22 protein-coding genes and 1 pseudogene are annotated in these 26,875 nt (G+C 57.1%); 10 read left to right on the forward strand and 13 right to left on the reverse strand.

The annotated features are described in order from the left end of the window. Together RSSM_RS33580 and RSSM_RS02285 are read left to right on the forward strand one after the other, a co-directional pair. Window positions 1-359, forward strand: a pseudogene (locus RSSM_RS33580) (hypothetical protein); the annotation flags it as partial. Window positions 360-492: 133 nt separating this feature from the next. Beyond that, the gene (locus tag RSSM_RS02285; protein WP_044300685.1) at window positions 493-756 is read left to right on the forward strand and encodes a hypothetical protein; all 264 of its coding nucleotides are present in this window, start codon (window positions 493-495) and stop codon (window positions 754-756) included. A 159-nt stretch (window positions 757-915) separates the two neighbouring features. Here the strand turns inward: RSSM_RS02285 and RSSM_RS02290 are convergent, their stop codons facing one another. Beyond that, on the reverse strand, window positions 916-1,596 hold the full coding sequence (locus RSSM_RS02290) for an alpha/beta fold hydrolase (protein ID WP_044300687.1): 681 nt from the start codon (window positions 1,594-1,596) through the stop codon (window positions 916-918). A gap of 140 nt (window positions 1,597-1,736) precedes the next feature. Then, the gene (locus RSSM_RS02295; RefSeq protein ID WP_008674071.1) at window positions 1,737-2,324 is read right to left on the reverse strand and encodes a hypothetical protein; all 588 of its coding nucleotides are present in this window, start codon (window positions 2,322-2,324) and stop codon (window positions 1,737-1,739) included. A 115-nt stretch (window positions 2,325-2,439) separates the two neighbouring features. Here RSSM_RS02295 and RSSM_RS02300 point away from each other — a divergent pair, with 115 nt between their 5' ends. The 5 genes from RSSM_RS02300 to thiC all read left to right on the forward strand — a co-directional run bounded on the left by RSSM_RS02300 (window position 2,440) and on the right by thiC (window position 8,099). Next, window positions 2,440-3,723, forward strand: a complete 1,284-nt coding sequence (locus tag RSSM_RS02300) for a glycosyltransferase (protein ID WP_063709003.1) — start codon at window positions 2,440-2,442, stop codon at window positions 3,721-3,723. A 97-nt stretch (window positions 3,724-3,820) separates the two neighbouring features. After that, window positions 3,821-4,732 carry a lipase family protein gene (locus tag RSSM_RS02305; RefSeq protein WP_390174037.1) on the forward strand — a complete coding sequence of 304 codons (912 nt, stop codon included), beginning with the start codon at window positions 3,821-3,823 and terminating at the stop codon, window positions 4,730-4,732. A 29-nt stretch (window positions 4,733-4,761) separates the two neighbouring features. Then, complete coding sequence (locus tag RSSM_RS02310; RefSeq protein ID WP_008674075.1) at window positions 4,762-6,036, forward strand: AAA family ATPase; 1,275 nt, start codon at window positions 4,762-4,764, stop codon at window positions 6,034-6,036. Between the two features lie 177 nt (window positions 6,037-6,213). Next, window positions 6,214-6,678 carry a ribose 5-phosphate isomerase B gene (gene rpiB / locus RSSM_RS02315; RefSeq protein WP_008674076.1) on the forward strand — a complete coding sequence of 155 codons (465 nt, stop codon included), beginning with the start codon at window positions 6,214-6,216 and terminating at the stop codon, window positions 6,676-6,678. Between the two features lie 95 nt (window positions 6,679-6,773). Next, entirely contained in the window at window positions 6,774-8,099 is a 1,326-nt protein-coding gene (gene thiC, locus RSSM_RS02320) for a phosphomethylpyrimidine synthase ThiC (RefSeq protein ID WP_008674078.1), read from the forward strand. 312 nt (window positions 8,100-8,411) lie between these two features. On the opposite strand, the gene RSSM_RS02330 is transcribed toward thiC, so the two are convergent. Then, entirely contained in the window at window positions 8,412-8,852 is a 441-nt protein-coding gene (locus RSSM_RS02330; RefSeq protein ID WP_008674082.1) for a hypothetical protein, read from the reverse strand. Window positions 8,853-9,051: 199 nt separating this feature from the next. On the opposite strand from RSSM_RS02330, the gene RSSM_RS02335 reads away from it, so the two are divergent. Both RSSM_RS02335 and RSSM_RS02340 read left to right on the forward strand, forming a co-directional pair. Continuing rightward, window positions 9,052-10,386, forward strand: a complete 1,335-nt coding sequence (locus RSSM_RS02335; protein WP_008674083.1) for an MBL fold metallo-hydrolase — start codon at window positions 9,052-9,054, stop codon at window positions 10,384-10,386. Window positions 10,387-10,406: 20 nt separating this feature from the next. Further along, on the forward strand, window positions 10,407-11,852 hold the full coding sequence (locus tag RSSM_RS02340; RefSeq protein WP_008674084.1) for an NAD(P)/FAD-dependent oxidoreductase: 1,446 nt from the start codon (window positions 10,407-10,409) through the stop codon (window positions 11,850-11,852). 23 nt (window positions 11,853-11,875) lie between these two features. Here RSSM_RS02340 and RSSM_RS02345 read toward each other — a convergent pair whose 3' ends face one another. From RSSM_RS02345 to RSSM_RS31420, 7 genes are all read right to left on the reverse strand, one after another. Beyond that, a complete protein-coding gene (locus tag RSSM_RS02345; RefSeq protein ID WP_008674086.1) occupies window positions 11,876-12,367 on the reverse strand; it encodes a Dps family protein in 492 nt (163 codons plus the stop codon). A 213-nt stretch (window positions 12,368-12,580) separates the two neighbouring features. Beyond that, window positions 12,581-14,128 carry an ABC transporter permease gene (locus RSSM_RS02350; protein WP_008674088.1) on the reverse strand — a complete coding sequence of 516 codons (1,548 nt, stop codon included), beginning with the start codon at window positions 14,126-14,128 and terminating at the stop codon, window positions 12,581-12,583. Next, a complete protein-coding gene (locus RSSM_RS02355; protein ID WP_008674090.1) occupies window positions 14,125-15,132 on the reverse strand; it encodes an ABC transporter ATP-binding protein in 1,008 nt (335 codons plus the stop codon). Before RSSM_RS02355 ends, RSSM_RS02350 begins: the two co-directional genes overlap by 4 nt. Then, entirely contained in the window at window positions 15,113-15,562 is a 450-nt protein-coding gene (locus RSSM_RS02360) for a GntR family transcriptional regulator (protein WP_008674091.1), read from the reverse strand. The genes RSSM_RS02355 and RSSM_RS02360 overlap by 20 nt, the downstream gene beginning before the upstream one ends. A 345-nt stretch (window positions 15,563-15,907) precedes the next feature. Then, window positions 15,908-16,711 carry a hypothetical protein gene (locus RSSM_RS02365; RefSeq protein WP_008674094.1) on the reverse strand — a complete coding sequence of 268 codons (804 nt, stop codon included), beginning with the start codon at window positions 16,709-16,711 and terminating at the stop codon, window positions 15,908-15,910. Further along, window positions 16,708-18,015 (reverse strand): NAD(P)/FAD-dependent oxidoreductase, encoded by a 1,308-nt coding sequence (locus RSSM_RS02370; protein WP_144059514.1) that lies wholly within the window; start codon window positions 18,013-18,015, stop codon window positions 16,708-16,710. Before RSSM_RS02370 ends, RSSM_RS02365 begins: the two co-directional genes overlap by 4 nt. A 91-nt stretch (window positions 18,016-18,106) precedes the next feature. Next, the gene (locus RSSM_RS31420; RefSeq protein ID WP_160168085.1) at window positions 18,107-18,940 is read right to left on the reverse strand and encodes a TIGR04282 family arsenosugar biosynthesis glycosyltransferase; all 834 of its coding nucleotides are present in this window, start codon (window positions 18,938-18,940) and stop codon (window positions 18,107-18,109) included. 365 nt (window positions 18,941-19,305) lie between these two features. Here RSSM_RS31420 and RSSM_RS02385 point away from each other — a divergent pair, with 365 nt between their 5' ends. Beyond that, a complete protein-coding gene (locus RSSM_RS02385) occupies window positions 19,306-20,829 on the forward strand; it encodes a serine/threonine protein kinase (RefSeq protein WP_008674099.1) in 1,524 nt (507 codons plus the stop codon). A gap of 8 nt (window positions 20,830-20,837) precedes the next feature. Here the strand turns inward: RSSM_RS02385 and RSSM_RS02390 are convergent, their stop codons facing one another. The 3 genes from RSSM_RS02390 to speA all read right to left on the reverse strand — a co-directional run bounded on the left by RSSM_RS02390 (window position 20,838) and on the right by speA (window position 26,623). After that, window positions 20,838-23,252 (reverse strand): DEAD/DEAH box helicase, encoded by a 2,415-nt coding sequence (locus RSSM_RS02390; RefSeq protein WP_008674102.1) that lies wholly within the window; start codon window positions 23,250-23,252, stop codon window positions 20,838-20,840. Window positions 23,253-23,841: 589 nt separating this feature from the next. Next, on the reverse strand, window positions 23,842-24,456 hold the full coding sequence (locus RSSM_RS02400) for a DNA mismatch repair protein MutT (RefSeq protein ID WP_008674106.1): 615 nt from the start codon (window positions 24,454-24,456) through the stop codon (window positions 23,842-23,844). Continuing rightward, window positions 24,449-26,623: a biosynthetic arginine decarboxylase gene (gene speA, locus RSSM_RS02405; RefSeq protein ID WP_008674108.1), complete on the reverse strand. Its 2,175-nt coding sequence runs from the start codon at window positions 26,621-26,623 to the stop codon at window positions 24,449-24,451. Before speA ends, RSSM_RS02400 begins: the two co-directional genes overlap by 8 nt. Window positions 26,624-26,875: the final 252 nt, after the last annotated feature.

Genomic DNA, 26,875 nt, shown 5'->3' on the forward strand with positions numbered 1-26,875 from the left:
TTCAAGGAGTCGATATCGTCAATCAACTCTCCACCGAGCCCCGTGCTCGACGAGTCATCGACACGAGCGACGAGAAACGCCTCTATTTCATGTGGAAAAGTTCCAATCCATTGATGCGTTACGAAGCCGAGTTGATCGAAGAAGCCGGCGTCGAACTCGATGGTCGGCACATGCTTCGGTTCATTCCTATCGAACTCGAACAACAGCTCGCCGAAGCAGAACTGGAATTTGCGTCAATGTCCGGACACGAGTCGGAGGCGGAGATTGCTCTGACGGTGTTTCGGTGCATCACCACCGACGGAGGGTACGAGTTCCGCATCGCCGATCAACGCTACCGCCCAACAAACGAACCCCAATAAACGTCTCCAACGAAAACGCCCGTTGTGACGCCTAGTGGGATCATATGGGCAGAGACGAAACCGGCGAAGTCTCCCGTACGCGAATCCCGATACCTCATCACAGGTGTCTTTTCAGATAGCGGGAGTGCGAACGATGTGGCGAAGTCTCTTTTTAGCAATCGGAATCATGATCATCGTCGTTGGTGTGGAAACGATGTTCATTGATTCAGCGAGCGTGTACGCGGCAGGTGAGTCGACCGCCGTCAACTTCGTCGACCCCAGCGCACCGCCCGCCCCAACCACCAAAAGCTGGCAACCCGGCGAAAAGTTCCCCTGGGCAATGCTCGCCATCGGAACCATCATCGTCCTCTACGCCATCACCCTTCCCAAACGCTGGCACCGACCAGCCGAGGGTTGATCCGGTCGTTTTGTTGCGGACGATCAAAAAGACGGCCGCTCATGACGGGTTGGAACGAGAGAACAACGGACGGCCCGAACAACGGTAGAGCTGAACAATGACAGGGCCACACGACGACAGGGCCACACGACGACAGGGCCACACAACAACACGGAACGCTCAACCGGATTCAACAGACCGTAACACGGAGTTGACGAACGCGTTGACTTCCCGCCCGTGCGTCAATGAGATTACGTGGCCGCCTCCTTTGACGACCGTGTCAGGTTGAGTGTACCGCAGCGGCAGTGTTCGATCCCGGTCGCCGTGGATTTGAAAGACAGGGCAATCGGGTTCAGGCGTCTCTCGCCAATCAAGAATTCTCGAAAGCGACCATCGGAACACTTTGGGATCGGAACGGCGGAATTGACCGACGAGCCCCCAAGTAAAAGGCGATAACCGTCGAAACCACTGTGACGACAACGGTGCGACGATCCACTGCAAAGTGCGGATCGGCAAGACATGAACGAAACATTTCAACGGTCGTGCCGCTCGGGCGTACATCGGCAACTCAGCCGGCGATCGAATGCTACCGATCAGTACGACACCTTTGACGTCCAAGTATTTTGCAGCATGCAGCGCCACGATTCCACCGAACGATGCGCCACCAATAAGACAGGGGCCGCGAACATCGAGATCCCGTGCGAGACGTCGGGCATAATGATCGAGCGACTCCGCCGGATCGGGCCGCGGCCATGAGGGAACCACTAGCTGTGTGAACGCGATTTTCTGCGGTGCGAAGACACTCGCATCAGCCGCCAGCCCGGAAAGAAGAATCAGCGGCAGCGAATCGGCAGAGGACATCGATCACGCGTTCAATGGTGAGCACATTTCGATGCCGCAGCGAGACTCAACACGTTCAGCAATCTGCTGAACCGGGCCGAAAAGAGAAATGCGAGCTAGAACAGAGTCTCCCCTGTTCTACTCGCAAGACAGTGTTTCGCCTAACGACTGACGAGATGCGTTTCGACTTCGACGAACGGGTTCGAGCGGATTTGGCCCGGTTTGAATGTGTTGGCAGTTGCCAAAGTGTCTGCTTCGGACCAATTGTTTTCGACAACCTCACCTTTTTTGACCGGTGCGTCGAAGCTGGCCGAACGGCAGATGAACGGATTGCTCACAGGACCTTCATAGGTGCGTGCTCGCAGCCCCGAAGCCCCGGCTTGCCCGTGATAGCCGGCAGGCGCGGATACTTGAGGTGGTGCCGCGAACGGGCTGATTCCGTAGGGACGGAAATGACGCGTGCCATAGTAAACCGGTGGGTTCAACGCGAAATAAGGCGGCGTGCCAACGCGGGAGCGATACTGAGCACCGTAGGGTTGGTAGAATCCGTACGCTTGGAACCCGTAAGGGCCAAAGCACTGGGCATGCACGCTACGGTTGTCCATCAATCCGGCAAAACAAACCGCGGCGACAAGGGCGAGCATTCGCAACATGGTGAAAATCGGCTTTCCCCCGCTAGCGGCGAGGCATTTTTCGACCGGATCGACCTCCACCGTCAAAATCAGCGGATCGGCACAAACCCCGGTCAAAGGGGTGGTTTTGGTTCAAAGACGAGTCGGTAATCGTGTGGCTCAACGACACACCCCCGTGCAGACTCCACGTTAATCTCGCCCTAAAAACCTTGCAACGAAAACAACCGGTAACTTGAGCAGTTCTTTTGACGATTCGAATGAGAATTCGGCCGCACGCGACGAAAACGTCCGATCGCGGTGCACAAATGCAATGAAGATCGGCTGCGTGATCCATTCGCTCGATGGGGGAGGCGCCGAGCGCGTCATGGCGGGACTGGCCTCGCGACTGGCAATGCGTCACCACGACGTCGAACTGATCACCCTGGATGACGGCAAACATCAACGCCATCCGCTGAGCGAGCGAGTGAAGTGGGTGCCCCTCGATGTGCTTTCGACTGATGAACGCCCGGTCTCGATTCGAACACGTCTCAAACGGCTTCGCTCGGCGATCGATGCCGGTGGATACGACGTCGTGTTATCGTTTTGCGATTCGACCAATCTGCTGGTCATGATGTCGACTCTTTGCATGCGTGGCCGGCCGCCGATCGTGCTGAGCGAACGCAGCGACCCGGCTCACCAGACGCTCGGCGCGGCCCGAGAATGGCTCCGCGATCGACTCTACCCCCGAGCCGAGGCGGTCATCGGTTTGAGTGAAGACGTCGCGGCGACCTTGCGTTCACGGATGAACGTGAGCCCAATCGTCATCCCCTCCGCCGTCGAGCCACCGCCGCACGAATATTCCAAGGACCGAACGACGTCGTCTCACCAATCGATCGCTCTGCCGATCGGCACCCCACCTCCCATCCGGCTGATTGCGATCGGCCGATTGGAACCCGAAAAAGGTTTGGCCCGGTTGCTCGAAGCGCTCGCGACGTTGAATCGGAACGGAACGTCGAAAAACTGGCGACTCAAAATCCTAGGCGACGGCAGTGAAATGCCACGACTGCGATCCTATGCAGTCGAACACGGAATTGAATCGCGAGTTGAGTTCTGCGGGTGGGTTGATTCGGTGTGGCCCCTTTTGGCGGAGTCGGATGCTTTCATTCTTCCGAGCCACTACGAAGGATTCCCGTCCGCGATGCTCGAGGCGATGGCCGGGGGGCTCGCCGTCGTGGCGGTTGATGCCGGGGGCGGGGTCCGGTCGGTGATCCGCAATGGGGAGAACGCGTTGCTCGTCGAAAACACATCAGAGTCGCTCGTCGAGGGAATCCAAACCATCCTTTCGGACAACGTGCTGCGTGAACGATTGGCGAGCCGTGCCCCCGAGGTCTGTGACCGGTTCGGGTGGGAGGCAATGGTCGATTCGTACGAAGAAGTGCTTCGCCGCGTCTCGAATAGGGAAATCGACATTCCCACTAATCCAAACCCACGTGATCTCGAGGCCCATCCCCCTGCGCCGAATTGTGTGACACAATAAACGTTCTTGCGTTTGCGCCGATGCCCTCGAAGGAGTGAACCCGATGAGTGATTCAGAATCGAACGTCGCATCTGAAAACGATGCCGATCAGTCCGGCATGAGGCCGAGCCAAAGCCCCGTGGGCGACTTACGCCAACCTTCCGGGATCGTTCACGACAAAGACGAAGTGCCGGTCGTCGTCCACAGTCGGGCGAGCGGACCGATCGCGGAAATGACTTTCCTGCAACGGGCGTTGCTCTTCGCCGAATTGGCAATGGTGTCCTACAACGACGAACGCGAGGCGACCGAAGCGGCGAAATTTGTAGGCTTTCCCGACGTCACCTTTTTTGACCACGACGGGTCTCAGGCCTATCGCTTTCGCAACGACCACGACTGCGTGATCGCCTGCCGCGGGACCGAGCCGAATGAATGGAACGATATCCGCGCCGACGCCAACGCAACGGCCGTGTTGGCAGAAACGGCGGGCAAGGTTCACCGCGGTTTCAAAACGGAAGTGGATGACCTCTGGCCGATGCTCGAAACCGCGTTGATCGGAAACGAACAACCCACCTGGTTTTGCGGGCATTCGCTCGGCGGTGCGATGGCCACGATTTGCGCGGGCCGCTGTTTTTTGTCGCACATTAAAACCACCCCGAGTGCGTTGTTCACCTATGGCAGTCCACGGGTCGGGGACAAACGATACATTAATTTTGTAAAACTCGATCATTACCGGTTCGTGAACAACAACGACATTGTCACACGCGTCCCGCCCGCCTGGATGGGATACCGTCATTGTGGTACCGAGGTATACATTGATCGAAACGGCAACATCGGGCATCTCGGGATGCTGATGAAACGTCGCGACCGATGGCGTGGGTTCCTCAAGGGGCTCCGCCGATTCCGCGTCGACCATTTCTCCGATCACCCTTTGCACCAGTACATCGGACCGATACTCACCGCCGCACAACAAGAGCAAGCGGACCTGGGGCGTGGCGAAGACGCCGTCGATGCCTCAGACTTAATCCGCTGACCCCGAACGTCCCTCCTCACGGATTCCGAATGAGCTCCCCCGAATCGTCATCACCGCAATCGCAGGTATCCGCCGATGACTTGGTCGTCACGATCGAAGGCGTCGAGCTGAAACTGGCACATCCGTATGAGTCCCCCGGTGACTGGATCGGCCAGAGCGAAATCCTGAAGCAATTGCTGGCGTGCTGGATCACGGTGGATGACACCGATTTACCGTTGACGCCGCGGCTGCTCGGATCCCCCGGAGTTGGCAAGACTCAATTAGCGATCGCCGCGGCAAAACAGCAAAAACTCCCGCTCTATATCTACCAGTGCACCGCGGACACCCGTCCGGAAGATTTGCTGATCACCCCCGTCCTCAGCCGGGGTGGCGAGATTTCGTACCACGCCTCACCGCTGGTCAGTGCCATGATCCGAGGCGGTGTTTGCATCCTGGACGAGGGAAACCGGATGAATGAGAAATCGTGGGCGTCCCTCGCACCATTGCTGGATAACCGCCGCTATGTGGAGTCAATCGTTGCCGGGATCACGATCCCCGCGTCGCGCAACTTCCGCGCCGCGGTCACGATGAACCAAGACGAATCCACCTTCGAGATCCCCGACTACATTCTCAGCCGCCTGCAACCGACGCTCCAAGTCGGTTTCCCCAACAAGCAGGACGAGATGGCGATCCTGCAGTACCACCTGCCGTTCGCCGAGCCGGAAATGCTCGCGTTGACGGTGGACTTTCTGCAGCATTCCCACGAGTTGAAACTGGATTTTTCCTCTCGCGACGGCATCAACCTGCTGCGATACGCGATCAAACGAATGGCACAGGATCCCGACCATCCCGTCGCCCACGAGGACGCGTGGCAGGAAGCCTTGGAAAAATGCCTCGGCGAGGAAGCCGTCGATCTAGAAATGCTGGCCGAACGCCGCAGCCGAACGCTCGGCGGCGATGCGGTGCCATTGGGATTGGCGGACCTGTTTTTCGACCCGAATGATCCGCTGCATCCTGACCGCGAAGAGGATGACGATGACGACGATCTCGACGGGATCGTAGGGGCGGATCGAACGCTGGAATTTTCGCCGCCGAGGCTCCTCGGTGTCGAATCACATCGGCCTAACTCCCCCAGCGATGGTCTTTTCGAGGACCTACCAGATCGAGGCGAGGACGGCTATGTTTTCACCTGCGAAGAGCCATCGGCCACCGCCTCGACAGCCCACGTTCCATTGACGCCTTCAAGACCGATCCGAAAACTCATCGGCCGATCGGCGTTCGCCGCGGTTAACACAAGACAACCGGGGCTAACGCCCGCCGGCTAGTTGATTTACGGAGTTTTTCGGAAAGGTCCTTCGTCAATTCCCGCTGCCCCCCTCGTTTTACAGCGGCGACCACCTCCGTGCGGCCCGATACGGCAACCGCAACATCGCGTCGCGGCGACAACGGTCGGCCGTTTGGCCCTTCTCCCCAGTTTCTCACCCGTACTTCCCACGAAATTCATGTCAGATCACGAGTTACCATTACGTCTCGCCGTCGGGGGAGATCACGCCGGTTTCCCTCTCAAAGAGCTGGTCACCAAACATTTTTCGGATTTGGTCATCGAACTGATCGACTGCGGGACTCACGATGATTCTCCGAGTGACTACCCCGATTTCGCGGTCGAAGTTGCCGAAAAAATTAACAGTGGGCAGGCCGACCGCGGCCTTTTGATCTGTGGCAGCGGTGTTGGCGTCAGCGTCGCGGCAAACAAAATCACCGGCATTCGAGCCGCCATCTGCCACGACACCTATTCCGCACACCAAGGCGTCGAGCACGACGACATGAACGTGCTGTGCATCGGCGGCCGGATCATCGGCAGCGCACTGGCGTTTGAAATTATCAAGGCGTTCCTGTCGGCTCGGTACACTCCGGAAGAACGTCACGCGCGACGCCTGCAAAAAATTGTCGCACTTGAGGAAGAATGATCCTCCTGCGAAATCGCCGGACTACTCGCCCCCGACTAACTGCCGTATAAAGACGTACGCATTCGTTCGTTTCCTTGAACCTGAGTTCGACAACCATGACCCAAATTCTGGCCGCCCGTGCGGGTGAAATCACTCCTGAAATGGAATTCGTTGCCAAGCGTGAGTCGCTCGCGCCGGAACTGATCCGTGACGAGGTCGCGGCCGGTCGAATGGTCATCCCGGCAAACAAAGTTCACGCTGCCGGTTCGCTCGAACCGATGGCGATCGGCATCGCTGCGAAATGCAAAATCAATGCGAACATCGGTAACAGCGCCGTTACCAGCAACGTCGGTGAAGAACTCGAGAAACTGCACACCGCGGTTCACTTCGGTGCCGACACGGTGATGGATTTGTCGACCGGAAAAGACATCGACAACATCCGCCGTCAAATCATCGACAAGAGCCCCGTGCCGATCGGAACGGTGCCGATCTATCAAATGCTCGAAGAACTCGGTGGCAACATCGAAGACATGACGGCGCAGCACTTCCTCGACATGGTCGAACACCAAGCCAAACAAGGTGTCGACTACATGACGATCCACGTCGGCGTCAAACTCGAGCACCTGCACCTGACCGTCAACCGGGTCACCGGAATCGTCAGCCGCGGCGGATCGTTGATCGCCAAATGGATGATGGCCCACAACAAACAGAACCCGCTGCTCGAAGCGTTCGATGACCTTTGCGACATCATGCGTGAGTACGACGTGACCTGGTCACTCGGTGACGGACTGCGACCAGGCAGCATCGCGGATGCATCCGACGCGGCTCAGTTCGCCGAACTCGACGTGCTCGGCGATTGCACCCGCCGTGGATGGGAAAAGGGAACACAAGTCATGGTCGAAGGGCCAGGACACATTCCTTTGGATCAAATCCAAATGAACATCGAGCGTCAAATCGAAGTCTGCGACGGAGCCCCGTTCTACGTGCTCGGCCCATTGGTCACGGACATCGCGCCCGGTTACGACCACATCACGAGTTGCATCGGTGCGGCCAACGCGGGCATGCACGGTGCCGCGATGCTGTGCTACGTCACCCCTAAAGAGCATCTCGGTCTGCCCAACGAGGAAGACGTCAAGCAAGGTTGCATCGCCTACAAGATCGCAGCTCACTCGGCCGACGTTGCTCGCAAACGTGTCGGAGCCCAAGACCGCGATGACGCTCTCTCACGAGCACGCTTTGCGTTCGATTGGAAGGAACAATTCCGTTTGTCGCTCGACCCAGAAACGGCACAACGTTACCACGACGAAACGTTGCCACAGGACACGTTCAAGAGTGCCCACTTCTGCAGCATGTGCGGTCCGAAGTACTGCTCGATGAAGATCACCGAAGACATCCGCGAGATGACCAAGGGCAAACAACTCGTCGAATTGCCGACGACGTAGAACCGATCCGAGAACGTCGGTAAGTTGACCAGCCGGTAGACGCGGGATGTCGATTTACGAAGTGCAGCATTTGGTAGTGGACGAGGCAACGAGTCCCTTGCGTTGGGATGGACTCGTTGCCTCGTCCACTACGAGTCACGCCCTCGGCGAAGAACGCATCGAAAAACGTCGGCAATATAATTCGGTATCTCTCACCCCCGGTTGTCTCGCGTTCACCGCGGCAAACGCCAATCGGACGATGAGCTTTTTCAGACAGGTCATGAACCGACACGTCGCATTGCTCCTCGACGAAAACCATGCCTCCTGGCAGCCTCACGCCGCAAGGTCATCGGAAATCTGATCGTCCGTGAATCGTTTTGCCGGCGGCAGCGAACCGGCAACGCGTCCGACAGAGCTGGTTCGATTGGTACCGGCACCGTCGAGCATCTGTTGCAGCCGATGCAACGTCATCGCCATTTGGTTCCATTCGCCGACCACTTCCATCGTCGACATCTCGTTGGCGTCATCACGGTCGAAACCGCGTTCTCCCACCCGCACTTTGGCCGACAAAACGGTCACCGTCTGCACTGGCTCTTTGTCTTGGCAACGCTCTGAATGAGCAGCCGAGCAACGAGACCGTTCACCGGACTCCGCTTCCTCGGTCGGTAGAATCTGCTGCATGACTTCGTTCACCGCCCACAATGCCGCCTTGCGGCTCGAATCGGCGGCGACGACACGACGAAAAGTACCTGACTGCACGTAATATTTGGCCATTGAATCGTTCCTTGAAGGGTAGGTTGCCGGGACAACCAAACTATCGGACAGGCCTTGGACACGTTTGGTCATCGGCGACAAAACCGCACTCGCGGAGACAACTGTGGGCGACCACCATGCATGGTAGACTTTTCGTCAAAACCCTATCGACGCGGATAATCGATCCCCCGCTTTTCGATCCTCCTCCTGATCCGAATCTATGCTCACACACCACGGCGCCTACGACGGAGTCACCGGTTCATGTCACCAACTTTCCTGGGATGAGGGCCGCTCGAGCCTGTTGGTCGATTGCGGGATCTTCCAGGGCAGTGATGCAAAGAAACACCCCAACCCGGAAATCGAATTCTCGTTAAAAGGGATCAAGAGTTTATTGCTGACCCACGTGCATATCGACCACGTCGGTCGATTGCCCTACCTCATCGCGGCGGGCTTTGAGGAGCCGATCTACTGCAGTCTTCCAACCGCAAAGCTGCTCCCGTTGGTGATGGAAGACGCGCTCAAGATCGGGTTCACACGATCGAAACGATTGATTTCGAAGTTCACCCATCAGATCAAAAAATTGCTCCGCCCGTTGCCGTATCACTCGTGGAAAGAGATCCCCGGTGGAGCCAAAATTCGTCTTCTGCCGGCCGGCCACGTTCTCGGTTCGACGATCTTCGAGGTCGAACTACCTGACGGAAAGCGAGTCGTCTTCAGTGGAGACATTGGCGCCGGTACCAATCCGCTGCTCAACCCACCGATCAGCCCCGAGAAGGCCGACCTGTTGATTCTCGAAAGCACCTACGGAGACAAACTCCATCCGCCCAAGATCGATCGCCAAGCCGAACTCGAACGAATCATCCGACACACTCTCAATGACCGCGGCGTGACGATCATCCCCGCCTTCTCTCTCGGCCGAACCCAAGCGTTGCTCTATGAACTCAACGGAATTTTCGAACGTGTTCAGGCAACCGAGAAACACACGCTCATGAAACAGATCGATGTAATCGTTGACTCGCCTTTGGCGTCACGCTTCACATCGCTCTACAAAGAGATGAAAGAACATTGGGGCGAGGAAGCCCAAACGATACTCGAAACAGACGACCAACCTCTCGTGTTCGAAAACCTCACCACCGTCGGCAGCCATTCCGAACACAAAGAAACCATCAACTATGTCGAGAAGCACGAACTGCCTGCCGTCGTGATCGCAGGCAGCGGAATGTGCACCGGCGGACGAGTGATGAACTACCTGAAACGATTCATCGGCGACCCACGCACCGACATTATCTTTGCCGGATATCAAGCCGGAGGCACGCCGGGTAACTACATCTCGCGAGGCAGTGATTGGGTGCGACTCAACGGTCGCAAATACACCATCAACGCGGACGTGCACCAACTGACCGGCTATTCCGCCCACGGTGACCAAAGCGACCTGTTCCGGTTCGTCGAGGAGATCAAAGAACCCGTCGGAGAAATCCGATTGGTTCATGGAGACTACGCCCCCAAACGAACTCTGACTGCCGAACTCACCAAACGCGGCTACAACGTTATCTAAGAACCGTTCCGAAGACCTCGATGAACCAATTGGCCTTCGGGGGCTCGTCCCGTTTGCCCGATACAAAACGCGGCGAATGTCGGTCGGCTGATCAGCTTTCGGATCGCTTCAAACTCACTTTCGAACGCAAAACGCCCTCGGGCTCACAGATGGAATCAACCAAGACCGTTATCATCGGGGCAGGCCTAGCAGGTCTGGCTTGTGCGAAACGTTTGGCACTCGCCGGTGAACGCTGCACCGTGCTCGAAGCGACAGACCGCGTCGGAGGACGTGTCCGCACCGATCACGTCGATGGCTTTGCACTCGACCATGGCTTTCAGGTCTTACTAACGAGCTATCCCGCCTGCCGAGAGCTTCTGAACTACGCGTCACTGGAACTTTGTCCGTTTGAACCTGGGGCACTCATTCGGCAAAAAGGTCAGTTTCGATTGCTCAGCGATCCCTGGCGACGCCCCCTCAAAACGTTCGCAACGGCCACCAACCCGATCGGCACCATCGGCGATAAGTTGCGGATCGCAAAGCTGCGTCGAGATAGCCACCAAGGTGCGCTCTCCGATCTGTACGCGCGCCCAAATACGAGCACCGAGCAGCGTCTCCTCGAATACGGTTTCAGTCAGAAATTTATTGACGAGTTCTTCCGCCCTTTCCTCGGCGGCGTGTTCCTCGACGAATCGCTGTCCACGTCGAGCAGAATGCTCGAGTTCGTATTCCGAATGTTCGCCGATGGCGAGATCGCGGTTCCCGCGGGCGGCATGGCGGAGATTCCACGACAGTTGGCAGATGGCTTGCCACAGGGAACGTTGCGACTAAACAGTTCGGTGACCAAACTCGAACGAATCCAGCCTGCCGGCAATCCTGGATCACCCCGACACCGTGTGCTTCTCAACAACGGATCCATCGAATGTGACCGCCTCGTGGTCGCGACACCGAACAACGCGGCGGCGAGGCTGCTCGGCCGTCCTGAACTCACAACGCAGTGGTCCGGGACAACCAATTTGTATTTTGCCGCCGCTTCATCACCTAACAGCGAACGTCTGCTAATGCTCCGCGGCGATGAAACCGGTCCGGTGCAATCCGCCGTCGTACTCAGCGATGTGGCAAAGCGTTACGCACCGAACGGGAAGAATCTTATCTCGGTGAGCGTCGGTGACGACATCTCCGCCTCGGACGTAACCAATGAACGCGAACTCGAATCAAGCGTCCGAACTCATTTGGCGCAGTGGTTTGGTAGTGGTGTGAACGCGTGGGAATTGCTCAGAATTTACCACGTTCCCTACGCACTGCCGGTGATGAACGTGGAAGACATTCTCAGCCAAGAGAACACTCTTGGTCGGCCGTCGGATCAAGAAACGGCAGCCAACCTCTTCGTTGCCGGAGACCATTGCGAAACGCCTAGCATTCAAGGCGCGATGAACAGTGGCCTCCGGGTTGCGGAGCAAATCTTAGTGAGCAAGAACGCAACGTAAGAGTTCGCTCCGCAGTTGGAGTTCTATACCTCTTGTGCCTGAAGCATCCAAAGGTGCTTCTCCATCGGTGCGGCAATCCCGATGCACAGATCCTCAGAAACGGGATCGAGGTCGCCGAGCTTTTCAACGGATGCCCGCAGAGTATCGACGGCTGTCTTGATCGCGTCGGCAACGTGCTTGACCGTGGTTGGCACGTCTTGGAAACCTTCTGGATACCCCTGCAGTTCGCTGTCGCTGTCTACCGTTGCGGATCGTCCGTCTGCGGAAACTCCGAGCGTTGCGATTCGTTCGGCCAATTCATCGCTACCGTCACGCGTGGTTGCAATGATTTCATCGAGCTGCAAATGGACGCTGCGGAAATTCGTTCCGACAACGTTCCAGTGCGCCTGTTTCATTAACAGCGCCAGGTCGACGAAATTCACGAGGTTTTGCTGAAGGATCGCAGTAACCTTTTCGTTGTTTTCCGACGAAAGGATTTCGCGTTTAAACTGTGATTGCGTCGTAGTAGTCGACATTTTTTTCCTTTATTAACGTTGCATTGTTCGAACAGTTCTTCGCTGGCAAGGCCTTCGGCGCGAGTTAGGCAGAAGGCCGCTCGAGGAACTCAGCGGAGAGACAGAGCAACCGTCATGCCAAACGATCTCTGACGGCCTGTAAAACAATCAACGTCGATGCGAACCCTGCAATTCGAATTCAGGCACCACAACATCGCACCTTAAATCGCGACATTACAAAAGCAGTCGGAGCGATATCGAAACCAACGCTATCAGGACGATCGGCACCGAGATCCATCCCCATGCTGGCCCCCACAACGCCCACCGCTCCCGACCACGCATTGTCAGCTGACATAAATGCCACGTCGACGCAACGAGCGATGCGATGGCAACCGCCAGAGCAAAACAAAGCATGCCAACGGTCTCGAAGAGTTCGGGCATAGGCACCGCGGCGACGGCAGCGAGAACACCCGCGAAGTACGCGACCGCAGGGGCGGCGTAGTAGGCCATTGTGCCGCGACGAACCCATTGCCCGGTCGATGCACCAATGAGGAAACACAGGGCATATCCGACCAACAAGGGAGCTCCCCAGTCGTCGAGGTATCCCCATTGAAAGCCAAGGATCAGCGATCCAAACACCCATGTCACGGAAATCAGAGCCGACACCGCCACAGGCCCGAGCATCCGTGTCGACCAAACCAACCAGGGCGCAACTCCACGATCGGCAAAGAAGTACCGTCGAGGCTGTCGCATGTCGCCGTGGAACACACTCACCCCAAGAATCAACTGCAACCACCCCAAGAGCAGAATTGAAACAACCCCATGCATGTCGCCGAAGCGATTCATGCCACTCGCAAACAACAAGGATGCTCCAACGACGAGCGCGACAGACATCAGTAACCATCGCGTTTGCTGGAAGTGCTGCCACAGCAAAGCACGCCCAACCGAAGGCGTACCGGTGTAACTCAATTGCACTTCCACCCGGCGAACATCCGTGGACTGAAACGGGAGTCTCCAACTCTCATCACTCGGACCAGTCAATCGTCGCTTGGCAAGATAGAACACGCTACCGATGAGACACGCGTGAACAACGAGGGGCAATAGATAATAAAATGCGTGTCCCCATATTATTAGCTGCAGGTCTACCCCACTGCCCGCTCGAAACTCAAGCAGAAAGCGTTGAGAATACAGCCCCAACAAGACCAGCCAAAACACGACCGCCGGAATGATTGCAACCGCGGACGCGAGTGAGTTGCGAATCAAAAACGCAGTGAAGAAGCCACAGGTGAGCACAACTAGATAGACATAAACGAAGAACGCTCCTCCCAAAATAAACTGCCCCACCGTGGTTTCTCCGCTGCCGCGGCCAGACAATTCCAGATCTAAAAAAAGAGAACAACAGGCAAAGACCAACACCACCCAAAGCACAGCCAGCATCAACAGCAGCAGTGCGGCGACTATCTTAGAAACGACAATGTCGACCCACGAAACAGGCAAACGCCGCATCCAATCCATTGTCCTGTCTTCGTTCTCGGTCCCGACCAATGTCGGTGCGGCGCCGATCACCACAAGACCTGGCAGGAAGCACAGCATTCCAAATGCGCCGTCGACTTCAGGCGAATCGGCGCTCCACATCCAATGGTTGATACACAACAAGACCGCCACCAACACGGGACCGACCACCGCTGCCAGCGCCAGCGATCGCAGTAGACGCAAATCCTTCCAAAGCAAATGCCACATCATCTGCAACCTTGCCGGGGCGACCGTAGCAACCGCGTTCATCGCAAGACTCCCCGAGATAGTTCCGGTTGAAACGCCCCGTGAGGCGCGGTCTCGGACGGCGTGTTTGCACAAACGGCGACAAAGATCTCTTCGAGCGTCGGCATCACTTCGTCGACCGTTCGCACGCCCCCTTCGCTTCCAAACTTGCTTCGCCAATCATCGGACAACCGACTGACGACCCACCGGCGTTGCCTCCCGTTGATTTCCTCGCTCAATACTTGGCCACCGGGAGGTTCACAGTAAACCTCCGCGTCATCCATCGTTGCGGTGACAATACGAGTTTGATGCTTCAGCACCTCCAACGGTTGAACCAATCGCAACTTACCCGCGTGCAGAATGGCGACCACATCGGCAACTCTTTCGACCTCGTTGATCTGATGGCTACTCAACAACACGGTACGCCCTGCGGCGGCGCGATCAACCATCGACTCGAGAAATTGCCTGCGAACGATCGGATCCAACCCGCTAGTCGGTTCATCCAAGATCAACAACTCCGGATCATGCGCGACCGCGAGAGCGAGCGCAACCTTGGCACGTTGACCTTTGCTGAGCGCGGACAGTTTCGTCCCTATTGGTATCTGAAATTCGGCAATCAATTCCTCATAGCGTCTCGGAAACGCACCATCATAAAACGCGCTGGCGAACCAACCGATCTCCGACGCCGACATCCATTCGTACATGGCGGGCGAGTCCGATACATAACCGATCTGCCGACGGATTTCCTCCGATTGGGACGCGCAGTCGTGGTTGAGAACTTTCGCTGAACCTCGATCAGGACGGAGGTACCCGGTTAGGATTCGAAGCAGAGTTGTTTTGCCTGCTCCGTTCTCGCCGAGCAATGCAAATACTTTTCCGCGAGGGACCGACATGTCGATTTGATCGAGCGCCAATGTGTTGCGAAAACGCTTGGTCACCGCCTGAACATCGACAACCGGTTGGGAGTCACCGGCGTTCTCAGGCGCATCGCATTGATACTTCGCTTGTTCACTGTTGATCTCGGTCATTGCCGTGTTCTCCGCCGGAAGATAATGAGGACGATGCGGATGCTTCCTCCGCCAACTGCAATTCATGCAGTGTCTGTTCGAATATTTCACGCAGTTGCCCGGCTGACATTCCACCGGAAAACGCGTCGGACAAAGTCGCTCGCACGTTGGCAGCGACTATCTCGTTGCGAGCTTCCAAGCAGAGATCGACGGCATCACGCCGGACGACCAACCCACGCCCTCGGAGTGGCTTGAGTATCTGTTGGGCCTGCAACTCCCGGTAAGCGCGGGCGATCGTGTTGGGGTTCAACGCGATGTCGCGCGACAACTGGCGGACGCTTGGCAGCATTTGCCCACCAACGAGCGTTCCGTCCGCGATCGCAAATTTGACCTGACGAACGATCTGTTCGTAGATCGGAACCGCGCTTTGAGGGTCAATTGAAAAGAACATGAGTAGCCACGATCGGGTTTGGCTCCATGACATGAAGCGGGACCGTCGGCACGAGCGGTAACTCGGAAGACACGCAGACCTCGCGTTCGCAAACCGAAAACAAAACCGCGTCGTTGGATTCGAAAACCAAATCTCGAGAACGCCCGAACCAGTGTGCTACCACGATAGCACACACGGCTTGTTCGTCAACACATTACTGTATTTTCTCGTTTCGACGACGCGTATCGATTCACGCAAACGCAACTCAATCAGAGATGCCTGAGCGCGCAAACACGATTGTACTATCGGGCATTTTCAGCCCGATGCAGCGGAATCGGATCCGTGACCGCGTCTCTGCTGCCCGATTCAGACGCGTTGCGGGCGGTACAGATCGAGATCGGGACGTCCGGCGAGTCCCGCGAAAACCTCTGCGATCTGCTGCCATCCCGAACGCAGCGCGTCGGCGGCGTCAACTTGGTCAGGCGTGCGGAGGTGAAAGAAGTAGTCCGCAGGCAGATCGAAATCACGACTGCAAAAATCGGACGGCAGGTCAGCCACAATCACGCACTCACAACGCAACTGTCCGTTCTCGGCCGATTCGATAGGCTCACCGCTCAGCGACAAGAGAAAGTCCGGCGGGATGTCCTCCTCGGCATCGTCTTCACTTTCATACGCCTCGGCATCGCCCTCTTCATCGACCACCGGCGCCAACGTAATCGCATCGACAAAGGTGTTCGAATGCACGCGACCTCGCAGCAAATCCGTCGCGATCACCTGCTGCAGTCCATCTTCGATCCACTGCTGCATCGTGACCGGCAACGCGGCCGGCTCGTCTTCTCGCTGGGCGGAGATCGCGGAAATCGCCAACGGAGACAAACTGCGATCCGGCAACATTGGCAGAGCATCCCCCCAACGCTCGTCGATCGACTCTTCCCCTAACCAATGCTGCGCAAACCAGTCGTCATGGAACGTTGGTCCGATACGAGGCGGCATCCCCTCTCGCACGACTGGCTGCTTCCATAAATCCGCAGCTGCGAGAAGCGTGACGTTGTACCCCAGGTACCGACCATAAAGCGCGGCCTCGATACCGATCGGTGTCGTTCCGAGAACGGCGATGGTCCCAGGTGGATCGAGAGTCGCTGGAAGAAAATCGTCTTGGTGGGTGTTCATAAGTTCGTGGGAAGTTGCTCTTGTTGCTTGCCGACCGAGAACGGCGACATGTCCATGAATGTTGATTTGCGTTCGATGACGTCGGCCATCGCCGTTGCGGTTGCGGGAGCGAGATGAATACCGCTGCGGTAATGTCCCGACGCGACATACACTCGCTGGCTGTTGGGTTGGCGGCCGATCAATGGGAATCCGTCAAACGTCATCGGACGAAGACCAGCCCAACGCTGGATCTCGGGAGCGTCGGCAAGGTCCGAACAAACGTGCCCCGCGAATTGCCGCAGATGATCGATCACTTCGGCCGTAGTGTGCTGCGCGAAACCGGCTTCTTCTTCACACGACCCAACAAGCACATGCCCATCGCCGCGGAACACCAAATATCGATTTCCGATATTCAAGACAGCCGGGGCGTTGAAATGGTCGCTGTGCAGCAGCAAGATCTGCCCACGCACCGGGATCAAAGCGTTCTGTAGCTTGGCCGACGGCGTGATGTAGCCGGTTGCGGCGCCGCCACACAACACGACTCGATCGGCCGAGAAACTCTCTCGATGCCAGTGCGAGTCGGTACTGATTTTGACTTGATGATCGCTTTCATCGACCGCCGTGACGAGTGTGTCGTAAACAAACCGCACCCCCGCATCGATACACGCCGCGTAGAGAGCCTTCAGCACTCGCGAAGGTCGAATCTGATGCTCGTCGGGAACCCACCACGCGGCGAGGTCAGGACGTTGTTTCATCCACGGATTGTTATCGATCCAGTTTGAAAGCCGCGGCAAACGTTCGGCGACTTCAACACGAGTCAACGCTTCGCACTCGATATCGAGTTCTTTCCAATACGCTGTCATGCCACCCATCGCGGCCGCCTCGCCGACGGTTTCGGCGAGGTAGTATCCACCACAACGCATCAGCCCGACATCGATTCCCGTGACATCGCTCAACTGCTCGGCCCACTGCGGCCAAAGTTGATGGCTGTAGCCGCGCAGTTGGTCGAGCGGGTCGGTCGCCTTTTCAAAGTTGGCCGGAGGTAGGATCCCGCTCGCTGTCCAGGATGTGGGTCGATTGGTTTGGGTATTGTCAGCCACCGCCGAAGAGTCTTCGCTGCCGGCACTGCGGCGTTCGAGAAGCACGACCGATTGCCCACGTTTGGCCAGTTCCCACGCGATCGACATGCCGATGATTCCACCGCCGACAACGGCGATTTCGTGGGCTTCCGATTTTTGGGCCTCAGATTCATGGGCCTCCGCTTCATGGGCCTCAGATTCGGGAGGTGGAGGGTCGGGGTCGGGCTGGCTGAGATCGGCGTTCATGATCATTCAGTGGTGGGGACGAATATTCTGCTATTTGAATCGCATCGACCTCACTTGGATACCTCCCAAAGCCCGCCCGCGACGACATGTTTCAGTCAAACAAACCGTCGAGCAACACACTCTCCTCCGGAAACTCGCGGGCGATCGTTCCGGCCAGCCGAACGAGATCCTCGGCAGTATCCACGTCGTGGCGCGTCGGAAGAATCCCGACCGACAACGACGACCGCTCTGCCGCAGCGAGCGTCTGCTCGAACACGTCCGGAGTGCTCCACGCGATACCCTCAAACAATCCCGCCAAACTCTCCTGCGTCACGCCAGAGGTGCGGCTTTTTTCCAGATCGGCGCTGCCACGCAGACCAATCAGATAGTAGCCGCCATCATCGGCGGGACCGAGGACGAGGTCATGGGTCTCCAAACTCTTCCACGCCTGATCCATTTCATCCTGGGAAAGCAGAGGGCAGTCCGCCCCGATCAGGACGCAAGACATGGCTCGATCCTGCCGATCCGCCACCGGCAAAGTGTGATTCTGCGACACACCGGAATCCTCCGAGTCAGAATCATCGACGGGACGAAAAAGTAGGTGTTCGAACCACCGTTTCATTCGCCGCCCCAGGTCTCCGGTCCCCTGATCGGTCACCTGCCACCCCTGGATCGATTGCTCGACGAGAGCCGCCTGAAAGTCCGCGAGGCGGTCGACCGGTGAGCCAACGAGTTGACGTATTTCCCCGACACCGGCGAGCCGCGTGAGGAGATGACAGACGAAACGTCGGTGGATTTCAGCCGACACTGCCATCGGGTCAGTGAATCCACCTAAAACGGGTTTTCCCGAATCGGAGGTGATATCACGCAGCGTCGCTGTCCTGGCCGAGTTCAGGGAATTCGCCAGCCGGGTCTTCACCTCCCCGGGCTGCCAAAATTTCGCCATTACTCCGATCACACGCAAGTTTCGATTTTGCGACATATTTGTATTATTGTCGGGGGCTGTTCGCGCGTTTTTCAAGTAAACTCGATGGAACCATCATTACCATCGACGGAGAATGGAACGACCATTGCGTCGCGTGGTGGGTGGTTCTGGTAGTCTTAATGAACAAAGCCTCGCACCTTAACCCCGCCATTGGGGCGGATTTCCAGGTCGTAAGAGCTTCGTTCGACTAGAAAAGTGCTTTTAAAACGAGTAAAACGTGGCTCCAGCCTATTTCGGTGTTAGCTAGACTGCCTCCTTCGACAGAGGCACAGGCCTCCGTCGGCTGACGCAACCTTTTTCGGGCGGGATCAACGGTCGGCCTCTCCATGTCATCCATTACTTCAGAACGTCTCGTCTCGATGGTTGCGAAAAGCAATCTGATCGAAGAGAAAACGCTCGAGCGTTTCCTGAAGAAAGTCTACGAAAAGTGCGATGGCAAACTGCCGTCGAACCCCCGGAAACTCGCGACCGCGTTCAAACGTGCCGGCCTGCTGACCGATTGGCACATCGAGAAGATTTTCGCGGGCAAGTACCGCGGTTTCTTTTTGGGTCGATACAAACTGCTCGGCCACATCGGCACCGGTGGGATGAGCAGCGTCTACTTAGCAGAACACGTTGGCCTGCACGACAAACGCGCGATCAAGGTCCTGCCTAAAAAACGTGTTCACGATGCGTCGTACCTTGCACGTTTCAAACGCGAAGCCCAAGCGATCGCTTCGCTCAACCACCCCAACATCGTGTTGGCACACGACATCGACAATGAAGGTGACACCCACTTTATTGTGATGGAGTATGTCGACGGCATTGATCTGCAGATGCTCGTCCGGCGAGACGGCCCACTCGACTTTTCCAACGCCGCAAACCTAATCGCACAGGCCGCCCGCGGTCTCGAACACGCTCACGAACGGGGCGTGATTCACCGTGACGTCAAACCGGCGAACCTGCTGATCGACGAGAGTGGACTCGTTCGCCTGCTCGACATGGGACTCGCGCTGGTGGCGACCGAGGAAGACCATTCGTTGACGGTGGCCAACAACGAAAACGTTCTTGGCACGGCCGACTACCTCGCTCCCGAACAGGCCCTCAACAGCCATCAAGTCGACCACCGCGTGGACATCTACGGACTCGGATGCACGCTGTATTACCTGCTCACCGGACGCCCGCCGTTTTCCGATGGGACACTCGCACAGCGGATCATCAAGCATCAAAATGAGATGCCACGATCCATTCGCGAGTTGCGACCGGATTGCCCCGGTGAACTCGAAGGCATGTGCGTCAAAATGCTCCAAAAAGACCCTCGCTACCGATATCAATCGGCGAAGGAGGTCGCGGAAGTCTTTGAGAAGTTTGCCGCTCGCGTGCCAAAGGGCGAACCGGTACGTATCGGACTCGGTGACGCCCCCGACACAGCCGCCCCGCTGTCTTCGTTGAGTTTTACCGACAGCAGTTCAGGCGGTAGCTCGGACGGCGGACCGGGAGGCGAAGTCCAACACGACACCGTGACCGGTAAGAACGACGAAACTCTCGCGAGCAGTCGTTCCAAATTGATCAAAGAGCAGGACAAGAAAGCCAGCAGCAGTGGCCGCCTGGTGAAGGTCCAATCGATGGGCGTGCCGCTGGACTCCTCCACCGGCAGCCAATTGGACCTCGAGGTCGAATCCGGCTTCCGTGAACCGTCAAAACGCAAACGGCGTGACAATCCCCCGATCATCGACAGCGACACTCAACTGCGTCGCGCGTCATCCAACCAACGAGAGCCGATGGACCCGCTGCTGCTCGGGACAATCATCTCGGCTCTCTTCGTGGCCGCACTCGTGCTCGGGTACTTCATCGCACGAGTGACTTCTTAGCGTCTGCCTTACGGCTTTGATTTACGCTTTTGCTTCTTCGGCTTGCCCGTAAAGGTGCGTTTGCCCCCTTGGGGACCACCGCGTTTCCCGTTCTTGGGCCGGAAACCGTTACGGTTGCCACCGCGTTGATAACCACCACGCTGGTAACCGTCACGAGGGCCATCGCCGAAGTCACCGTCTCGGGCGACCTCGAGATTCAACCGCTTGCCCGATACCCAGGTTTTGCGGAGCTTTTGATAGATATCCGACGGCATGCCTTCGGGCAAATCGATCGTACTGAAGTCGTCACGGATATTGATTGGACCAATGTACTGCCCTTCAATCCCCGCTTCGTTGGCGACCGCACCGACGATGTTGCCCGGTTTCACTCCATCTTGCCAACCGACTTCGATGCGATAGCGAACCATGCCCTCGCGTGGTGGACCGAGTTGCCGTTGCGGTTTGTTACCACGACCGTGCGCGCCTCCGCGGTCATCGCCGCCGTAATGGTCACCACGATCGAATCGTCCATCGTGATGTTCGGAACGCTGTCGAGTCGGACGATCTTTCATCAAGAACGGACGTCCTTGCATCGACATGTCCGCTAAGGCGGCAGCGATCATTTCCAACGGCTTGCCAGATTCCTCGGAGTACTTCGCGATCAACTCTTTGAAGAGAGTGAGGTCCTTCGCAGCAGTCGTTTCGGTGATTTGCTCGCCAAAGCGTTTGATCCGAATTTCGTTGATCTCGTCGGCGGTCGGAACACCAACGACCTCAATCGGCTGCTTAGTCGCTCGCTCGATCTGACGCAGTTTCCCTCGTTGGTTTTTGGTGAGGAAAATGATCGCCTCGCCGTCGCGTCCCGCCCGTCCGGTTCGTCCGACACGGTGAATGTAGGATTCCGAATCGTGCGGCAAATCGTAGTTGAACACGTGACTGATGCGAGGCACGTCGAGCCCGCGGGCAGCGACATCGGTCGCGACGAGAATGTCGAGTTTACCGTTCTTGAGTTGACTGATGGTCCGCTCGCGAACCTTCTGTGGCATGTCTCCGTTAAGTGCCACGGCTGACAGTCCTTCTCGCGAGAGACTCTCGGCGACGCTGATGGTTGCGTCCTTCGTTTTAGTGAAGACGATCACGCCGTCGGTTTCTTCGACTTCGAGAAGTCGGACGAGCGTGTCGATTTTCTCTCGCGGTGGAACAAACAGGGCTCGTTGGCGGATCGACTCGGCGGTCGCCGTTTTCTTCTTGATCGTGATCCGAGCCGGGTCGGTCAAATACTCATCAGCAATGCTGCGGATCGGGCCGGGCAGGGTTGCCGAGAACAACGCGACCTGACGAGTGGAAGGCGACTTCTCGAGGATGAATTCGACGTCTTCGAGGAAGCCCATGTTGAGCATCTCATCGGCTTCGTCGAGAACCAGACAATCGAGTTTGCCGAGATCCAACGTGCCGCGGTTGACGTGATCGATCACGCGTCCGGGCGTTCCAACCACAACCTGCACGCCGCGGCGGAGTTGTTTCAACTGGGGTTCGTAGTCTTGGCCGCCATAAATGGCAGCGACTGCAAAACCGGGAACCTTGGCACCATAGGTCGAGAACGATCTGGCGACCTGGATAGCCAACTCGCGGGTTGGTGCGAGCACCAAAACTTGTGGGTGATACTTTTTGGTATCGATCGTCGTCAGGATCGGCAGAGCGAACGCCGCCGTCTTGCCGCTGCCCGTTTGGGACTGAGCGAGCACATCACGGCCTTGCAGCATGTGCGGCAGAATTTCGGCTTGAATCGGCGTCGGGGTGTCGTAGCCCGATTTCTCAACCGCCTCGAGAACTTCGCTGCGAAGCGGAAAAGCGGCGAAGCCCTGTTTTTCTTCGACGACAACTGCTTCTTCGACCACAACCTTTTCTTCGGCTACTACGGGTGCTTCGACCGCGACCTTTTCTTCGGCCACAACGGCTTCTTCGACTGTGATGCTCTCTTCGGTCGCAACGGATTCTTCGACAGTAACCTTTCCTTCAACTGCAGCGTTTTCTTCGACTGCAACGTTCTCTTGAGACGCAACGCTTTGTTCAATATCGACCGCTTCGCTAGGAACCTGTTCTTCGTTGTGAACCGGTTCGTTCGGAACGTTTTGATTCAACAGGTTTTGATCGAACGCATCGTCGCTCACGACGACTTCTTCTACCGTTGCGACGGCGGCATCCACACCGGTCTCAACGACCGGTGCCGAGCAGATGATTGCGTCCTCGTTTTCGGTCGCTTCGGGAAGGCATTCGACGACGGTATCCTGCGTGTAGCACGCCAACAGGGCGTCATGGGTGGCCGGTTCGGCGTGGACCGAGGACTCGATCGACGAATCACTGTCGGAATATGGGTTGGGTTCGGTAGACGGAATCTGTTCAGACAAAACGGTGTTCTCAGAGTTTGGAAATTGACTCGACATGCTGGCTTTCGATGCGCAAAACACCCCGCAAACCGAATCACGAAACCGGTCGGTTGGGGCGTGGTGGAAATGGGAAGGATGGCGTGGCGAACGAACGCACCGGCATACAAAACCAGTGCGACGCAACACAGATCGCGACGCTGCTTTCTCTTCCCGGGCAAATGATCAGAAAATCATGCCCTTGGACGGTTCATTTACTCGCGAACGTGATTGCGAGGCGGAAACCGATAAAGACTTGTCGCGTTATTGAGCCCGTGAATCGTGAAAATCCCGCATGTCTTCGCTACCGCACAAAGCATAAGATCGCTGGCGGTTATGACCCTGCGGAAGGATCGGATCGAAGTTCTGTGAATCTTCGACGGCTCTTTGTTGGGGCGGAGTCTAACCGAAACTCTCATTTTGCAATAGGAGAAATCCGTGAACTCGGCGCGGTTCGCGACTTACTTGCCATCCCCCCCCGCAAGGGCTGCACTCACTCGCACCCCGATTCATCGGATGAATTCAACTGATTCGCTATCAGGCGACGCGCCCGATTGTCCGATGAAAACCGCGGCTAAGGCCGATCGCCTGATGAGCTTTCGGATGGGTGCTACGACGCCGGGAAAAGGCTGTCCAGGCACAGTTGACTCCAGGTTTCCAATCGATCGTAGTCTGCTCGCAACTGAGCGATCGTCAGAAATTCCCCTTCGGCGAGTTCCGGTTCGTTGCTCGTGACGTTTGGTTGCTCGAGCGTAAAACGATGGATGACCCCAAGGTGCACCTGACCGACTTCGTTGCTCGGATCGTACAGGACCCCTTCGCGGTCGTCGGTATAGTCGCTGAGAATCGTGACTTCCTCGTCGAGTTCGCGTCGCATCCCGGTGACGTACGGATCTTCGTCGCCGTCGGCGTCTTCTTGGCTGATGTGACCTCCGACTCCAATGCTTCGTTTGGCATGCAGCCGTGATTCCCCGGAACCACCGCCACGCGTGTAGGTAAACACGCGGACCAACCCGTCCTCGGGATCCGTCCACTGCATGACAACGTACGGGATCAGTTGTTTGAAACGAGGGTCCGCCTCCATGGCGGCGCGCGGACGGTAGGACAGACGGTCGCTCGCGAGGATCGGCACGAGAAACCGATCCACGTCGACTTCAAAGCCTTCGAGGTGGCCGATGGACTCAATCAAATCGGCCGGGACGACCAGAACGTGTTCTTCAGACATGATTCGTGTTGGAAGAATGGGTTGGTTCGGAACGACCACTCGAAACAGAATCGGTCGCGGAAGAAGATGTATCGTCGGATTCGTTGCTGTCGCTTGGCGAGGCAACACGACGCGAAGTCAGGTAAGTGTACCCGGCGAGGGCACGCTCGTAGGCGGCAACGGTTTGGCCTGCCTGTTGATGATTGATGCGACCGTTGTCGACCGCAACCTCGACCGCGTCTTGGATCGCCTCGACGAGTTCACGGTCCTCGTACTGAACGTACCCAAGGACTTCGGAAACAGTGTCGCCTTTGACGATCGATCGAATTTTGGTGATATCACCATCGAGTTCGATATGGACCGCGTGCGTATCACCAAACAAATTGTGGAGATCACCGAGAATCTCCTGATAGGCACCGACCATGAAAACCGCGAGTTGATACGGTTCGCCCGCGCGAAGCGGATGCAACATCAACGTCCCGGTCCGTTGTCCATCCCCGACAAACGAATCAATCTTGCCATCGCTGTCGCAGGTGATATCTCCGAGCACCGCATGCCGGGTTGGACGTTCGTTGAGTCGGTGGATCGGCATGATCGGAAACAACTGATCGATCGCCCAGGAGTCCGGCATCGATTGAAACAGCGAGAAGTTCGCAAAGTAGATGTCCGACAACATGCGATCAAGCCCCGACAAATCCTCCGGGATTTCATCGAGGTCGCTGGCAAACTCTTGAGCCCGATGACAGATCGCGAAGTACAGCGTCTCGGCAGCAACCCGCTGTTCCAACGGCAAATAACCGCCGCTAAACAAATTCATGCACAGGTCCAACGCAACCTGCGCGTCGTGGAACGTCTCGAGCATATTCGCCGGAGACATGTTCTTGTACTGTTCCCACAAATCGCGAACCGGTTGCTCGAAATCGTCTGGCGGCCCCTCGGGTGCTTGGTCGCGGAGTTGGCGACTGAGCACCTCCTCGCTGAGACGATCTTCACCGAGATCGTTGTCATCGCCGAAACCGTCTTCGTCCGCCGATGCGGCGAGTTGCTCTTCGGCAGGCACGCGCGCCCACTCGGGAAGATCCGCTGCCCCCTGCGATGTTACTCCGAGGGTTTCCATTACTAGCACGCTGTGCTGCGCCGTGAGAGCGCGGCCGCTCTCGGAGATCAGTTGCGGATGCGGCACTTCGGCTTCATCGCAAACGCTCTGCACGTGATAGACCACGTCGTTGGCGTACTCCTGGATCGTGTAGTTCATACTCGACTCGTTGTCCGACTGCGAACCGTCGTAATCGACACCGAGCCCGCCACCGACATCGAGATACCCCATCGCGGCACCGCGTTTTTTCAAATCGGCATAGATCCGCGCCGCTTCCAAGATGGCCGACTTCAGTTGACGAATGTTTCCGATCTGGCTGCCGACATGGAAGTGCAACAGTTGAAAGCAATCGCCCATGTCGATTTCGATCAACCGATCCAACTGCGTCAGCACCTCGGCGACGGTCAGGCCAAACTTGCTGCGATACCCGCCGCTCGCTTGCCATCGTCCGCTACCACGGGTGGCGAGTTTGACACGGATACCAAACGTTGGGCGAACCCCGACTTCTTTGGCGACCCGCAGGATCAAGTCCAGCTCACTTACCTTTTCAACAACCGGTAAAACCGTTCGGCCGAGTCGCTGCGCGTGCAACGCGAGCCGAATGAACTCTTCGTCTTTGAACCCATTGCAAACGATCGGCAAATCGTTGTTGCCCATCGCGACCGCGGCGAGGAGTTCGGGTTTACTGCCGGCTTCGATTCCATACCCGAGCCGCGATCCTTCCCCAACGATTTGTTGAACAACCTCGCGTTGTTGGTTCACCTTGATTGGGAACACACACCGGTATCGATTGGCATAACCGTGATCGGCAATCGCTTTGCGAAAACAGGCATCGATTCGCCGCAGACGGTCGCGCAGGATTCCATTGAACCGAATCAGGATCGGGAGTTCCAATCCGCGGTCGACTAATCGATCGACTAGCGATTTGAGATCTACCGAATGGGGATTGCCCGGTTCGGGAGTGACGACCACCGTTCCAGCCGGCGAGATCGAAAAGTATCCGTCTCCCCAACGCTCAATTCCATACTGGGCGCAAGCGTCATCAATGGCCCACGATTCACCGGTCGCGTGGTGTTCTTTTTGAGTTTTCAATCCAGGGCCTTTCGAGCCATGAGGAGCGAAGCCGATCGCGCGGCGGGGGATGAGCAACGAGGTTCACGAGATGGAATCGCAGCTAACCTCGGGGCAGATCGTATCTTCGTCAGACCGTATCGGCGACCGACCGAAGCAGGGGCGAACCGAATCCCGAGCGTCCTCGGTACGTCGCCCATGTTTGCGTGCCCGCGGCTCTCTGTCGAGGTCCGGCACAAAAACAAAAAAAGCCCGGTCTTCCCCCCGAAAGAC

The organism is Aporhodopirellula sallentina SM41 (genome assembly GCF_000346505.1).
Lineage (GTDB): Bacteria > Planctomycetota > Planctomycetia > Pirellulales > Pirellulaceae > Rhodopirellula > Rhodopirellula sallentina.